Annotated in this window: 11 protein-coding genes; 5 read left to right on the top strand and 6 right to left on the bottom strand. The window is 66.4% G+C overall.

Annotated features, from left to right (window positions below; genetic code table 11):
* Positions 1-198 precede the first annotated feature (198 nt).
* Positions 199-444, bottom strand: coding sequence for a hypothetical protein (locus ACFSC3_RS14190; RefSeq protein WP_380941091.1), 246 nt, complete (start codon positions 442-444; stop codon positions 199-201).
* A 205-nt stretch (positions 445-649) separates the two neighbouring features.
* On the opposite strand from ACFSC3_RS14190, the gene ACFSC3_RS14185 reads away from it, so the two are divergent.
* From ACFSC3_RS14185 to ACFSC3_RS14165, 5 genes are all read left to right on the top strand, one after another.
* Positions 650-1,900, top strand: a complete 1,251-nt coding sequence (locus ACFSC3_RS14185; protein WP_380941090.1) for a lipoprotein-releasing ABC transporter permease subunit — start codon at positions 650-652, stop codon at positions 1,898-1,900.
* The gene (locus ACFSC3_RS14180) at positions 1,893-2,579 is read left to right on the top strand and encodes an ABC transporter ATP-binding protein (RefSeq protein WP_380941089.1); all 687 of its coding nucleotides are present in this window, start codon (positions 1,893-1,895) and stop codon (positions 2,577-2,579) included. The genes ACFSC3_RS14185 and ACFSC3_RS14180 overlap by 8 nt, the downstream gene beginning before the upstream one ends.
* On the top strand, positions 2,576-3,055 hold the full coding sequence (locus ACFSC3_RS14175; RefSeq protein ID WP_380941088.1) for a glutathione peroxidase: 480 nt from the start codon (positions 2,576-2,578) through the stop codon (positions 3,053-3,055). Before ACFSC3_RS14180 ends, ACFSC3_RS14175 begins: the two co-directional genes overlap by 4 nt.
* Positions 3,056-3,270: 215 nt before the next feature.
* Positions 3,271-6,744, top strand: a complete 3,474-nt coding sequence (dnaE, locus tag ACFSC3_RS14170) for a DNA polymerase III subunit alpha (RefSeq protein WP_380941087.1) — start codon at positions 3,271-3,273, stop codon at positions 6,742-6,744.
* A 127-nt stretch (positions 6,745-6,871) separates the two neighbouring features.
* Positions 6,872-8,455, top strand: a complete 1,584-nt coding sequence (locus ACFSC3_RS14165) for a long-chain fatty acid--CoA ligase (protein WP_380941086.1) — start codon at positions 6,872-6,874, stop codon at positions 8,453-8,455.
* Between the two features lie 283 nt (positions 8,456-8,738).
* Here ACFSC3_RS14165 and ACFSC3_RS14160 read toward each other — a convergent pair whose 3' ends face one another.
* The 5 genes from ACFSC3_RS14160 to ACFSC3_RS14140 are packed head-to-tail and all read right to left on the bottom strand — an operon-like array spanning position 8,739 to position 13,108.
* Positions 8,739-8,885, bottom strand: coding sequence for a hypothetical protein (locus ACFSC3_RS14160; RefSeq protein ID WP_380941085.1), 147 nt, complete (start codon positions 8,883-8,885; stop codon positions 8,739-8,741).
* A gap of 48 nt (positions 8,886-8,933) precedes the next feature.
* Positions 8,934-10,010, bottom strand: a complete 1,077-nt coding sequence (locus tag ACFSC3_RS14155; protein WP_380941084.1) for a PA0069 family radical SAM protein — start codon at positions 10,008-10,010, stop codon at positions 8,934-8,936.
* A 53-nt stretch (positions 10,011-10,063) separates the two neighbouring features.
* On the bottom strand, positions 10,064-10,591 hold the full coding sequence (moaB, locus tag ACFSC3_RS14150; protein WP_380941083.1) for a molybdenum cofactor biosynthesis protein B: 528 nt from the start codon (positions 10,589-10,591) through the stop codon (positions 10,064-10,066).
* Complete coding sequence (locus tag ACFSC3_RS14145) at positions 10,581-12,356, bottom strand: lytic transglycosylase domain-containing protein (RefSeq protein WP_380941469.1); 1,776 nt, start codon at positions 12,354-12,356, stop codon at positions 10,581-10,583. Before ACFSC3_RS14145 ends, moaB begins: the two co-directional genes overlap by 11 nt.
* Positions 12,357-12,400: 44 nt before the next feature.
* Positions 12,401-13,108: a uracil-DNA glycosylase family protein gene (locus ACFSC3_RS14140; protein ID WP_380941082.1), complete on the bottom strand. Its 708-nt coding sequence runs from the start codon at positions 13,106-13,108 to the stop codon at positions 12,401-12,403.
* Positions 13,109-13,113 lie beyond the last annotated feature (5 nt).

Raw genomic sequence — 13,113 nt, 5'->3', positions numbered from 1 at the left:
CGTTCGCCCTGAGCCTGTCGAAGGGCCGTACTGCGATACGCCCGGATTGACCTGGCGGCACGAAGTGCGGTGCTTCGACAAGCTCAGCACGAACGGCCTTGTGTGGCTTGAGTTGGGGTCGGTTCCGATCGACGCTATTCCACCGTTCGTGCTGAGCGCAGTCGAAGCACATGGTCGAGGGCCGCCCTTCGACTTCGCTCAGGGCGAACGGGAGGGGGCAAACGGATCGCTCCGGGCGCCAGCGCCGGCGGCGAAGCCGCCGTCGTCGGTCGGGCGCTGACCCAGCGCCCGCCGGCCGGTTTGGGCGTTGCGCGTCGAGCGCGCACCGGCGTGGCATTGCGCCGCCTTCGCCCAAACGCAAACGCCCGGGCCGTTTCCAGCCCGGGCGTCCTGCGTGACGAAAATGAATTCGTCAGCCCCCTTGATGTCCAACCTGCGGCCCACACGTCGATCCTCCCAGAACGACGGGGCCGCAAGGCCTCCCTGAACCACGGCCGTTGCTGCCTGTGTTTCAGTGAGTGTTGGACTATGCCTGCCGGCCGGCCTTGTCATCCCTGAACAGAAGCTGTCGCGACGATTGCGCGACAGTTGTGGGAATCGTGCAACAGCATGCTTGCCGCCGTCCGGCCGCCCCCCTAGGGCGGCACCCATGTTATTGTCGTCCTACGAGCGGATGATCGCCCGCCGTTACCTGCTTCCCGGTCGGGGGGAGGCGTTCATCGCGCTGGTCGCGGGCATCAGCCTGGTCGCTGTCATGCTCGGCGTCGCCGCGCTTGTGGTCGTGATGAGCGTCATGAACGGTTTCCGCGCGGAGCTGTTCGACAAGATCGTCGGGCTGAACGGTCACGCTGTCGTCCAGGGCTATGGCAACCAGTTGCGCGACTGGCGCGAGATACTGGCGGAGACGCGCAAGATCCCCGGTGTCGTGTCCGCCACGCCGCTGATCGAAAACCCGCTGATGGCCAGCGCGGAGGGCCGGGTCGCCGGCGTCATCGTCCGCGGCATGCGGGTCGAGGATATTCGCACCAACCCGACGCTGAATGGCAAGGTCGTCGCCGGGTCGCTCAGTAACTTACGCCCCGACAGCGGGATGATCGGCATCGGCTCGCGGCTCGCTGAATCGCTCGGCGTATCCGAAGGGTCGGAGGTCCAGCTGATCAGCCCCGAAGGTCCCGCCTCGCCGATGGGCACGGTTCCGCGCATCGTCAGCTACCGTGTCGGCGCGATCTTCGAAGTCGGGGTGTTCGATTACGACAAGGCGTTCGTCATCATGCCGATGCAGGACGCGCAGACGTTGCTGCTGATGGGCGATTCGGTCGGCATGATCGAACTGGACGTGACCGATCCCGACCGCGTCGCCGACATTGCGACGCCACTCGCGCGCGTCGTCGGGCGCCGCGGCGTGGTGCAGGACTGGCGCCAGATGAATTCGCAGCTGTTCGAGGCGCTGTCGGTTGACCGGCTGGTGACGTTTACCGTGCTGTCGATCCTGATCATGGTGTCGGTGTTCAACATCCTGTCGTCGCTGATCATGCTGGTCCGTGCAAAGACGCGCGACATCGCGATCCTGCGGACGATGGGCGCGACGCGCGGCGGGCTGATCCGCATCTTCATGACGGTCGGAACCTCGATCGGGGCAGTCGGGATCATTCTTGGCCTGATCCTGGGCTTCATCCTGCTGACTTACCGGCAGAGCGTGGTCAGCTTCCTCGGCTTCGTGAGCGGTCAGCAGATTTGGGACCCGTCGATGCGGTTCCTGACCGAATTGCCGGCGAAGACCGATCCGTTGGAAGTGATCGGCATCGCCGCGATGGCGTTCGGCTTCAGCTTGCTCGCCACGCTGTATCCGGCGTTCAAGGCGGCCAATACCGATCCCGTGCAGGTGCTGCGCTATGACTAATTTCGCTGGCCCGGCCGTTCTCGAAACCACGGATCTGCGCCGCAGTTTCACGCAGGGGGACGTCACGATCGAGGTGCTGCGCGGCGTCAACCTGCGTGTCGGGTCGGGCGAGATCGTCGCGCTGCTCGGGCCGTCGGGTTCGGGCAAGTCGACGTTGCTTCAGGCGGTCGGCCTGCTCGAAGGCGGCTTCGACGGGTCGATCCGCATCCTCGGCACCGAAGCGGCAAAGCTCGACAGCGCCGGGCGGACCGAAACGCGGCGCGACCGCATGGGCTTCGTCTATCAGTTCCACCATCTGCTGCCCGACTTTTCCGCGCAGGAAAATGTCGTGTTGCCGCAGCTGATCCACGGCACCCCGCGCGCCGAGGCGGAAGCGCGGGCCGATACGCTGCTCAGAGCGCTCGGCCTTGCCAAGCGTCTGGGGCATCGGCCGAGCCAATTGTCGGGTGGCGAGCAGCAACGCGTCGCGGTGGCGCGCGCGCTGTCGAACAAGCCCGCATTGGTGCTGGCCGACGAACCCACCGGCAACCTGGACGAAGCGACCGCCGACATCGTCTTCGCCGAGTTCCTGCGGCTGGTGCGCGACCAAGGCTCCTCGGCACTGGTCGCGACGCACAACGAAAGGCTGGCGGCACGGATGGACCGCGTTGTCCGGCTGCATGAGGGGGTACTCGAATGAGCGACCTGACGAGCATTCCCGTCACGACAGCAGACGGTGCGCAAACCGATCTTTCGCCCTATGCTGGCAAGGTTCTCCTGATCGTCAACACGGCGTCGAAATGCGGGTTCACGCCGCAATATGCCGGGCTGGAGGCGCTGCATCGCCGCTATGCCGACCGCGGGTTCGCGGTGCTGGGGTTTCCGTGCAACCAGTTCGGCAAGCAGGAGCCGGGCGATGCGGCGGAGATCGCGAATTTCTGTTCGCTGACCTATGACGTGACCTTCCCCGTCTTCGCCAAGGTCGATGTGAACGGGGAGGGCGCGGCGCCGTTGTTCCAGCATCTCAAGCATGCGGCGCCGGGGCTGTTGGGGTCGGAAGCGATCAAGTGGAATTTTACCAAGTTTCTGGTCGGTCGCGATGGCAAGGTCGTCGATCGATATGCGCCGACGACGAAGCCCGAGGATATCGCGAAGGATATCGAGGCGTTGCTGTAACCACTCTGTCACCGATCAGGCGACACCCTCACTCCGTTCGTGCTGAGCCTGTCGAAGCACCGTTCTTTGAGCCGCGAGCGATCAGCGGGCGTATCGAAGAACGGCCCTTCGACAGGCTCAGGGCGAACGGGTGGGTTCGGCGATCACGCCGATAGGTGTGGATAACCGGCCATGCCGCCTTCCAAACCCTGGCCCGGCGGCTTACTCTCCTACCCGTGACACATTCCGGTTTCGTCCCCCTCCGCGTCTTCTCATCCTACACGATGCTCGAAGGGGCGATCGAGCCCAAGGCGATCGCAAAACGAGCCAAAGCGCTTGGCTTTCCTGCCGTGGCGCTTGCCGATCGCAATGGGCTCTACGCCGCGATGGCGTTCGGGGACGCGTGCAAGAGCGAAGGCGTGCAGCCGGTCATCGGCACGTTGCTCGCGGTCAAACGGCCGGTGCCGGAGGGTGTCGAGGCACCGATCGACTGGTTGGCCCTCTATGCGCAGGACACGACCGGATACGACAACCTCTGTGCGCTGGTCAGCGAAGCACATCTCGGCCGTCCGGTCGAGGAGGATGCCCATGTCTTGCTCGACGCGTTGGAGGGGCGCACCGACGGCCTGATCGCGCTGACCGCGAGCGGGGAGGGCGCGCTCGCGCGACTCTACGCCGAGGATCAGCCGGACGCCGCGGCGGCCTATGCCGATCGGTTGCAGGCTTTGTTCCCGAACCGGCTGTATATCGAGATCAGCCGACGCGGCGACGCGGTCGAGGCACGCGCGGAAGAGGCGCTGATCGACCTCGCCTACGCCCGCGACCTGCCGCTGGTCGCCACCAACCCGTGCTGTTTTGCGGAGGACAGTTTCCACGAAGCCCATGACGCGATGCTGTGCATCGCCTCCTCGAGCTACGTCACCAGCGACGACCGCAAACGCTCCTCGCCCGACGCGTGGATGAAGCCCGCGGACATGATACGCGAGATGTTCGCCGATCTGCCCGAGGCGATCGACAACACCTTGGTCGTCGCTCAGCGATGCGCGGTCGCGGCGCCCAAGCGGAAGCCCATCCTGCCCAGCCTCGCCGGCGACATCGAAGGCGAGGCCGCGATGTTGCGCGATCAGGCGCGTGCAGGCCTGGCGATGCGGCTGGAGAAGGCGGGCATCGCTGACGACGCCGCGGTCGAGACGTACCGGAAACGCCTGGAATTCGAGCTCGACGTCATCATCCAGATGGGGTTCCCGGGCTATTTCCTGATCGTCGCCGACTTCATCAAATGGGCGAAGGAGCGCGACATTCCGGTGGGGCCGGGGCGTGGTTCGGGCGCGGGCTCGGTCGTCGCCTGGGTGCTGACGATCACCGATCTCGATCCGATCAAGCTAGGCCTGCTGTTCGAACGCTTCCTTAATCCGGAACGCGTGTCGATGCCCGACTTCGACATCGACTTTTGCGAAACCCGGCGTGGCGAGGTCATCCGCTACGTTCAGGAACGCTATGGCCACGACAAGGTCGCGCAGATCATCACCTTCGGAAAGCTGAAGGCACGCGCGGTCGTGAAGGACACCGGCCGCGTGCTCCAGATGAGCTATGGCCAGGTCAACCGCCTCGCCGGGCTGATTCCCAACCACCCGACCGATCCCTGGACGCTGGAGCGGGCGCTGAACGGCGTCGCGGAACTGGCGGCCGAATACAAGAACCACAGCGACGTCCGCCACCTGCTCGACCTCGCGCAGAAGCTGGAAGGGCTGCCGCGGCACTCGTCGACCCACGCCGCGGGCGTGGTGATCGGCGACCGGCCACTCAGCCAGCTGGTGCCGCTCTACCGCGATCCACGGTCGGATATGCCGGTCACCCAGTTCGACATGAAATATGTCGAAGGCGCGGGGCTGGTGAAGTTCGACTTTCTCGGCCTGAAGACGCTGTCCGTGCTGAAGAAGGCGGTCGAACTGCTCGGCAATCGCGGTATCGACGTCGATCTCGACACGCTCGCCTGGGACGATCCCGAGGTCTACGCGCTCCTGCAACGCGGCGATACGGTCGGGGTGTTCCAGCTGGAATCCGACGGTATGCGCCGCACGCTCAGTGCCGTACGGCCGTCCAATTTCGGCGACATCATCGCGCTCGTGTCGCTCTACCGGCCGGGTCCGATGGACAACATCCCGACCTTCGGGGCCCGCAAGAACGGGCGGGAGACGGTGCAGTACCCGCATCCGCTGCTCGAGCCGATCCTGGCCGAAACCTACGGCATCTTCGTCTACCAGGAACAGGTGATGCAGGCCGCGCAGATCCTGGCGGGCTATTCGCTGGGCGGCGCGGACCTGTTGCGGCGCGCGATGGGCAAGAAGATCCAGGCGGAAATGGATGCCCAGCGCGCCACCTTCGTCGAGGGATGCGCCGCGCACAACCAGATCCCCGAAGCCTATGCCAACCAGCTGTTCGACTTGATCGACAAGTTCGCCGGCTACGGCTTCAACAAGAGCCACGCCGCGGCCTATGCGCTGCTGGCGTACCAGACCGCCTGGCTGAAGGCGCATTATCCGCACGAATTCTTCGCCGCGTCGATGTGCTTCGACATGCACCAGACCGACAAGCTCTGCATCTTCATCGACGATATGAAGCGGCTGGGCGTGCCGTGCCTGCCGCCCGACCTGAATGCGGCGGAGGCGAAGTTTTCTGTCGAGCCGTATGAGGACGGTCACGCCGTCCGCTATGGCCTGGGTGCGCTGAAGGGCGTCGGCGAGCGCGCGATGGAGCTACTGGTCGCCGAGCGGGAAGAGAACGGCAAGTTCGCCTCGCTCGACGATCTGGCGAAGCGGGTCGATCCGCGCCTTCTCAACAAGCGGCAGGTCGAGACGCTGGCGGCGGCGGGATCGTTCGATTCGATCGACCCGAACCGGGCCGGCGTATTCGCGGTGGCGGAGACTTTGCTGGCGGAGGCGTCGCGCCACAAGCAGAGCGAAATGTCCGGGCAGGGCGATTTCCTGTCCGCGGTCAATGAGCACCGCGTCCACATCGAACTGCCGCAGAGCGCGCATTGGACGCTCGCCAAAAGGATCGAGGCGGAGAAGGAGGCGTTTGGCTTCTTCTTCTCTTCCCACCCGCTCGATCGCTATGCCCATCTGGCGCGCGGGCAGGGCGCGCGGCCGATCGCGGCGCTGGGCGAGGTTCCGGTTGCGGAAGGCGCGCGCTCTGGGGCGACCATCGCCGCCTTGGTCGAAGACGCACGCTGGCGCACATCGGCGCGCGGCAACCGCTATCTGATGATGACGCTCAGCGATCAGTCAGGACAGATTCCGGCGACCTGCTTCGACGAGGCGGTGTCAAAGGATCTTGAAGAGGCGAGCCGCGAGGGTGGATGCGGGCTGATGACCGTCGAGCTCGACCGTCGTGCGGGGGAGGACAGCGCCCGCGTGACCGTCCGCCGCATCCGTCCGCTGGAGGATCTGGCGCAGGCCGCGCGGATGAGCCTCGCCTGCACCGTCGACACGGCGTCGGCCTGGGCCCATCTGGCGAAGCTCCTCGATCCGGCCCGGGGCGGACGGGGCGAAGTGCGCGCGCGCGTGTCCCTGCCGGACGGCGGCGAGGCGATGCTGGTGGTCGGCCGGGACTTTCGGATCGACCCGGAACTAGCGACCGCGGTCGGACGTGTCGTAGGTGTGCGCGATGTTGCGCTGACGACGGAACCCGGACTGTCGCTGGCCGGCTGAAAACTCCGCTTTTATCTAGGAAGGGCGCAGGGGTGGCTCCATACGCCAACCAAATTTAGGTTAGCCTTGCCAAGCCTGGATTGCTCCGGCACCTTCGTTCGAAAGATCGGTACGAAGGAGAGATGCGATGCTTGGCGCCATGCAGGACGTGGAACTGCGGGTACCGTTGCTGCTCGATCACGCCGCGCGCGAACATGGCGGTCGTGAGATCGTCACGCGCTGGGCCGATGGGCGCACCACCCGCACCGACTGGGCCGGCGTCCACCGCGATGCACGGCGACTGGCGCAGGCGCTGGAGCGATTGGGCGTTCGAAAAGGAGAGCGCGTCGCGACGCTGGCGATGAACCATGTCGGTCATTTGGTGGCGTGGTATGGTGCGATCGGGATGGGCGGGGTGATACACACGATCAACCCGCGGCTGTTCGAGGATCAACTCGCCTTCATCGCCAACCATGCCGAGGACCAAGTCCTTCTCTATGACGCGATGTTCGCGCCGATCGTCGAGCGCATGAAGCCGCAATGGACGACGATCCGCCACTACGTCTGTTTCGACAACGGCGAATATGATGAGTTGCTCGATGCGGAGGACGGCGATTATCGATGGGTGACCGGGCCGGAGCGCGAGCCGTGCCTGCTGTGCTACACCAGTGGGACGACGGGCGATCCGAAAGGCGTGCTCTACACCCATCGCTCGAACATGATCCATGCGCTGGCCGAGTTGCAGCCGGCGGTGTTCGATCTCGACAGTCGGGCGGTGGCCCTGCCGATCGTGCCGATGTTCCATGCCGTCGGCTGGGGCCTGCCGTTCGCGAGCGCGGCGGCGGGGATCAAGATCGTCTTTTCCGCAGTCAACGACCCCAAGGTGCTGTGTACCTTGATGAACGACGAGAAGGTGACGCACACCGCCGGCGTTCCGACCGTGTGGCTGGCGATGTTCCAGCACATGGACGCGACGGGCGAAGCGCCCAAGCATCTCAAGGTCGTCACCATCGGCGGGTCGGCGGCTCCGCGCGCGATGATCGAGCGGATCATGAAAATGGGCGTTCGGGTCAATCACGCATGGGGCATGACCGAGACCTCGCCGATCGGCACGATGGGCGCACCCAGTCCCAACTGGGACGACCTTAGCTTCGAGCAGAAGGTCGATCAGACCGTCCGCCAGGGCCGTGTGCCGTTCGGCGTCGAACTGCGCATCGTCGATGACGCGGACGCCGTCCTCCCGCGCGACGGCGAAGCAACGGGCCGGCTCCAGATCCGCGGTCCGTGGATCGTCCAGCGCTATTTCAAGGGCGACGCGGATTGCGTGACTGCGGACGGCTGGTTCGATACCGGCGACGTCGCCGCGCTCCACCCCGATGGCACGATGCGGATCACTGATCGCTCGAAGGATGTCATCAAGTCGGGCGGCGAGTGGATCAGTTCGGTCGAGCTGGAGAACGCCGCGATCGGGTGCGCGGGTGTGGGGGAAGCGGCGGCGATCGGCGTTCGGCATCCCAAATGGGACGAGCGCCCGATCCTGCTCGTCGTGCGCAAGCCGGGCAGTGACGTGACGCCCGCCGAGATCACCGCGCATCTGGCGAAGCACGTCGCCAAATGGTGGCTGCCGGACGAGATCGTTTTCGTTGACGACCTGCCGCATACGGCGACTGGAAAGCTGCTGAAGACGGCGATCCGCGAGAAGTATCGCGATTACCAGCTGGCAGCTGCGTAGGGGTCCTGATTCAACACCTTAGTGCTGAGCCTGTCGACACACCGAAGGTCGCTCCCAAGTCAGAAGCAGGCGGATCGATGTACGGCCCTTCAACAGGCTCAGGGCGAACGCGATACGGACACGGGGAGCTCTCCGCCGTCGTAACGTGCTCCCAAGCTCGCCATGCCTTTGCGAAGTTCCGTCAGTGCTCCCGCGCAGGCGGGAGCCCAGAGCCAAGAGTGACGCAAGTCACTGTATTGCTTGACGCTGGACTGCCGCTTGCGCGGAAGCGCCAGTCGCTTCCCTAGCGCTCCGGCGGCTTCGTCGCATCCTTGTCCTTCGGCGCCGGGGCGTTCTCCGCACCACCTGCCGCGCTGCCGGCGGTATCCGGCACGCTCGATTCGCCGCCCAGGATCGTCTCGTCGGGCTGGGGCTTTTCGTCGGTCATCATGCTCTCCTTCGCGACATCAACGAGCGACGGCGCGCGCATGATCCACGATCAGAACAACTCACCCTGCGCGCCGGCCGGGCGACGGAACAGGTCCGTCCTTAACCGATCCCGCTCCCCATCCAGCCCATGCTTACGGCAGGCGATATGAAACCGCGTCCGCAGCAGGTCCGCCCACGGCCCGCTGCCCTGCATCCGGGTGAAGAAGTTCGGGTCGTTGCGCTTGCCTCCGCGCAGGCTCGCGATCGTCGCCATCACCTTGCCCTTGCGGTCGGGGAAGTGAGTGTCGAGCCAGGCCTCGAACAATGGCGCGACTTCCCAGGGGAGGCGCACCGGGATGAACCCCGCCGCGCAGGCGCCTGCTTCGGCGCCGCGCGCGATCAGTGCCTCGATCTCGTGATCGGTGATCGCGGGGATGACCGGAGAAATCGAGATGCGTACCGGCACGCCCGCCGCGGACAGTTTCGCGATCGCCGCCAGCCGCCGCTCCGGATGGGGCGCGCGCGGCTCGACCGTCATCGCGATCTTCGGATCGAGCGACGTGACCGAAATCATCACCGCCGCCAGTCCCTTCGCCGCCATCGGCGCCAGCAAGTCGAGGTCGCGGCCGACGCGGTCCGACTTGGTCGTGATCGTCACGGGATGATCGCAGGCGGCCAAGACCTCCAGACAGGCGCGCGTGATTCGCCAGTCACCCTCAATGGGCTGGTACGGGTCGGTATTGGTCCCGAATGCGATCGGCCGACAGACATAGCCGGGCTTGGCGAGTTCGGCGCGGAGCAACTCCGGCGCGCTCGGCTTGGCGAACAGCTTTGTCTCAAAATCGAGCCCAGGCGACAGGTCGTGGAAGGCGTGGCTCGGCCGGGCGAAGCAATAGATGCACCCGTGCTCGCAGCCACGATAGGGATTTACCGAGCGGTCGAACGAAACGTCGGGCGACTGATTGCGGGAAATAATCGTCTTGGGGCGCTCGATGGTGACCGTGGTGCGCAGCGGTGACGGGGCGCCATCGATATCACCGCGCGCATCGAGCCAATCCCCGTCCGCCTCAGTTTGCGGAAGGCTGAAGCGCGTACTCTCGTGATTCTGCGTGGCGCCGCGGACGACTCGGGGCTTGGCGTTGGCCATGCCACAACGGTAACCTTGCATGAGAACAATTCAAGAACGAATTACCCTGCGCCCTACCGTTCCATCAGCCGCGGCATCAGCTCGACGAAATTGCACGGTCGATGGCGGATATCGAGCTGGCTCGCAAAGATCCCGTCCCACCCATCCTTCACCGCCCCCGTGGAGCCGGGCAGCGCAAAGATATAGGTGCCGCGCGTGACGCAGGCGCAGGCGCGGGACTGGATCGTGGACGTGCCGATCTTTTCATAGCTGAGCCAGCGGAACAGTTCGCCGAAGCCGGGGATCATCTTGTCGGCGACGCGCTCGATCGCTTCGGGCGTCACGTCGCGACCCGTGACGCCGGTGCCGCCGGTGGTAATGATGCAATCGACCGACGGGTCGTCGATCCAGCCGTGAAGGCGCGCGACGATGGTGTCGGTGTCGTCGCGGACGATGGCGCGGTCAGCGAGCTCGTGGCCGGCCGCGGCGATCCGCGCGACGAGCGTGTCGCCGGAGCGGTCGTCGGCCAAGCCGCGGGTGTCGGAGACCGTCAGCACCGCGATCCGCACGGGGCGGAACGCGATGCTCTCGTCAATTGGCACTGGCGATCGCGCCGGGAGCGGCACTCGCCGAGACGCGGACCGCGCCAGCGCCCGACATGCCGGGGAATTTCGGCCACAGCCCCTGCGCGAGCGCCGAGCGGCTGACGGACGGTTTGCCGGCCTTGCCCTCGTACATCCAATAGTTGCGCAGCACGGTCATGACGTATCCGCGCGTTTCCCAATAGGGGATGCTCTCAATGTAGAGCAGCGGATCGCCGCCGTCGCGCGCCTGGGCGTTCCACAGGCTGACCGGCAGGGGGCCAGCGTTGTAGGCGGCGATCACCTTGGGCAGCAGGCCGCCGGTGATCCCCATGTCGCGCAGCTTTTCGAGGTGGCGCTGACCGACCTCGATATTGGTCGACGGGCGGGTGAGGGCGGCGCGGTCGACGGTCGTTCCGCGCTCGCGCGAATAGTCGGTCGCGGCAGCCGGCATGATCTGCATGAGCCCGTAAGCGCCTGCCGGGCTGACGACCGCGGCGCGGAAGCGCGATTCCTGAAGGGCGTGGGCATAGACCAGCGCCTTGTCGACGCGCCAGCCGCCATCGGGCGTCCAGTTCGGCGTCGGGTAGCGCGCGGTCATCACCGGCTGCGCACCCTGCGGACAATTATGCGACAGCCAGAGCTGCGCGGCGGGCAGGTCGAGCCGACCGGCGAGTCGGGTGAGGGCGGCATATTCGGCTCTGTCGCCGATCTTTGCCTGCTGGCGGATGACCTCGTCAGCCAATTCGCTCTCGCCGATTTCGACCAGGGCAGCGGCGACGCGGACGTTGGGACGGCGCGAGAGGTCATGCCAGTCCTCGGCGGTCGTCTTCTCGCCCGGCGGCGTCAGCGGTGCGGAAATGCCGAGCGCCTGGCGCGCGAGCTGGCCGTAGAAGGTCTCCCCGAACTGCGCCGCACCCTGCAGGCGTCCCTGGACAAGATCGGGCCGTCCGCTCGCCATGTCGGCGCGCGATGCCCAATAGAGCCCGGCAGCGCGCAGGTCGGCATCCGCTGCGCGTCGTGCGACGTTGCCGAAGTTGGCGGCGGCCGCGGCGAAGTCCTTCGACCGCCACGAGGCGAGGCCCGCGACCCAGTCAGCCTGCGCCGCCCATTCGCCCGTCCCGGTCTGGGCAAGTGCCGCGACCCGACGAGCGGCGGCGTCATCGCCGTCGACATAGTAGATCCATGCGACCCGCTGGCGCCATTCGACCAGCGCCTCGGGCGTCAGCAGCGCGGCCTTGCTTTCGACCAGCGCCTCGGCGTCCGTCCCGCGGTCGTCCTTGATGAGCGGCTGCATCGCGATGGCGAGTTCGGCGGCGGCGGCATCGCTCTTGATCGTCGCCGCGCGCTGGCGGTTCGGGGCGCCGTCGAACCAGATAAGGCGTTGCTCGGTCGGAAGAACCGGCAGCGTCTCCGCTCCGCGGCTCTTGGCCAGGCGGGCGATCTGCGCCGCTTGTGGCAGTTCGGGGGCCTCGGCCAGCAGCGCGAGCAGCGGCTCGAGTGCGGCCTTCGGCGAGCCCTTCGCCGTCACGATCTCCGCGCGAGCGATGGCGTGGAGCGGACCCGGCTTCATGGCGTCGAGCTGGAGCTGGGCGTCGCTCCACTTGCCGTCGCGGATCGCAGCGAAGACAGCGCGGTAGCCGGCCCGCTGGTCGCCATCGAGCTGGTCGGGAATCCCGTCACCCTTGGGCGCCGCGGAACTGGTGGGAAAGCGGGCGTCGGCAACGCCGGGAGCGGCATCGGTTTCACCGGTCGGTACAGCCGGGTCTGCGGCGTGTGCAGCCATCGGCAGGGTAGCGGCGATCACCGCGAGCACGAACCTGGAACGCTTCACCGCGGTCCCCCCATCAGCAATTGCAGATCCTTCCATGCCTCCGCCTTCATCGCCGGCTGCTTCAGCAGGAAGCGCGGATGAAGGCTGGAAACCGCCGGAATTTCTACGGTGTTTAGGTTAACGGGTTGCAAAATTCCCGGACCGGAGCGTCCGTCCGTCCCGACGACCGCACGGCTCGCCGCTTGGCCGAGCAGGAGCACGCGCTGCGGCGTCGCAAGCGAGAGATGGTGCCGGGTCAGTTGGCCGAGCCGCGGCAGCATGTCGGGCGCAAGGCGATCATTCAGTGGTCGCGCCGTCGTCAGCGCGACAAGATACACCGATTCGCGGGACAGCCCGATCGCCGCGAGCATCCGGTCGAACAGAGCGCCGGCGACGCCGCCGATCAGGCCATGCTCGTCCGCGAAATCGACGACGATCGCAATCGCGGCGGCCGGGTCGCCTTCGGCTAGTACGGCACCCGGCTGGGCGCCTTCGGGGGCGTCGTCACCGACCCGCCAGGCGAGGAAGGCGTCGAGATTGTCCGGCAGGGCCGCCGCCGCAACGACAGGCGCTGCCGTAGCGTCGATCGCCGGCGCGGGTGGCGGCGGCGCGGCAAGCCAGTCGCGCGGCGCGTCGTCGACGAGCACGTCCACGCCGGCCTCGCGCCACCAGTCGAGCACGCTGCGGGCGCTCGCCGCCCAATCGAGATGCTGATCCGCCCCCATAACTC

The organism is Sphingomonas floccifaciens (assembly GCF_042681125.1).
Classification (GTDB): Bacteria; Pseudomonadota; Alphaproteobacteria; order Sphingomonadales; family Sphingomonadaceae; genus Sphingomonas; species Sphingomonas floccifaciens.
Note: the sequence above shows the minus strand (reverse complement) of the source record. Positions and strands in the feature narration are given on the sequence as shown.

Bases quoted from the DNA above. Each gene is read 5' to 3' on its own strand.
- ACFSC3_RS14185 (WP_380941090.1), top strand. From the start codon at position 650: ATGTTATTGTCGTCCTACGAGCGGATGATCGCCCGCCGTTACCTGCTT.
- ACFSC3_RS14180 (WP_380941089.1), top strand. From the start codon at position 1,893: ATGACTAATTTCGCTGGCCCGGCCGTTCTCGAAACCACGGATCTGCGC.
- ACFSC3_RS14175 (WP_380941088.1), top strand. From the start codon at position 2,576: ATGAGCGACCTGACGAGCATTCCCGTCACGACAGCAGACGGTGCGCAA.
- ACFSC3_RS14165 (WP_380941086.1), top strand. From the start codon at position 6,872: ATGCTTGGCGCCATGCAGGACGTGGAACTGCGGGTACCGTTGCTGCTC.
- ACFSC3_RS14160 (WP_380941085.1), bottom strand. From the start codon at position 8,885: ATGATGACCGACGAAAAGCCCCAGCCCGACGAGACGATCCTGGGCGGC.
- ACFSC3_RS14155 (WP_380941084.1), bottom strand. From the start codon at position 10,010: ATGGCCAACGCCAAGCCCCGAGTCGTCCGCGGCGCCACGCAGAATCAC.
- ACFSC3_RS14145 (WP_380941469.1), bottom strand. From the start codon at position 12,356: ATGGCTGCACACGCCGCAGACCCGGCTGTACCGACCGGTGAAACCGAT.
- ACFSC3_RS14140 (WP_380941082.1), bottom strand. From the start codon at position 13,108: ATGGGGGCGGATCAGCATCTCGATTGGGCGGCGAGCGCCCGCAGCGTG.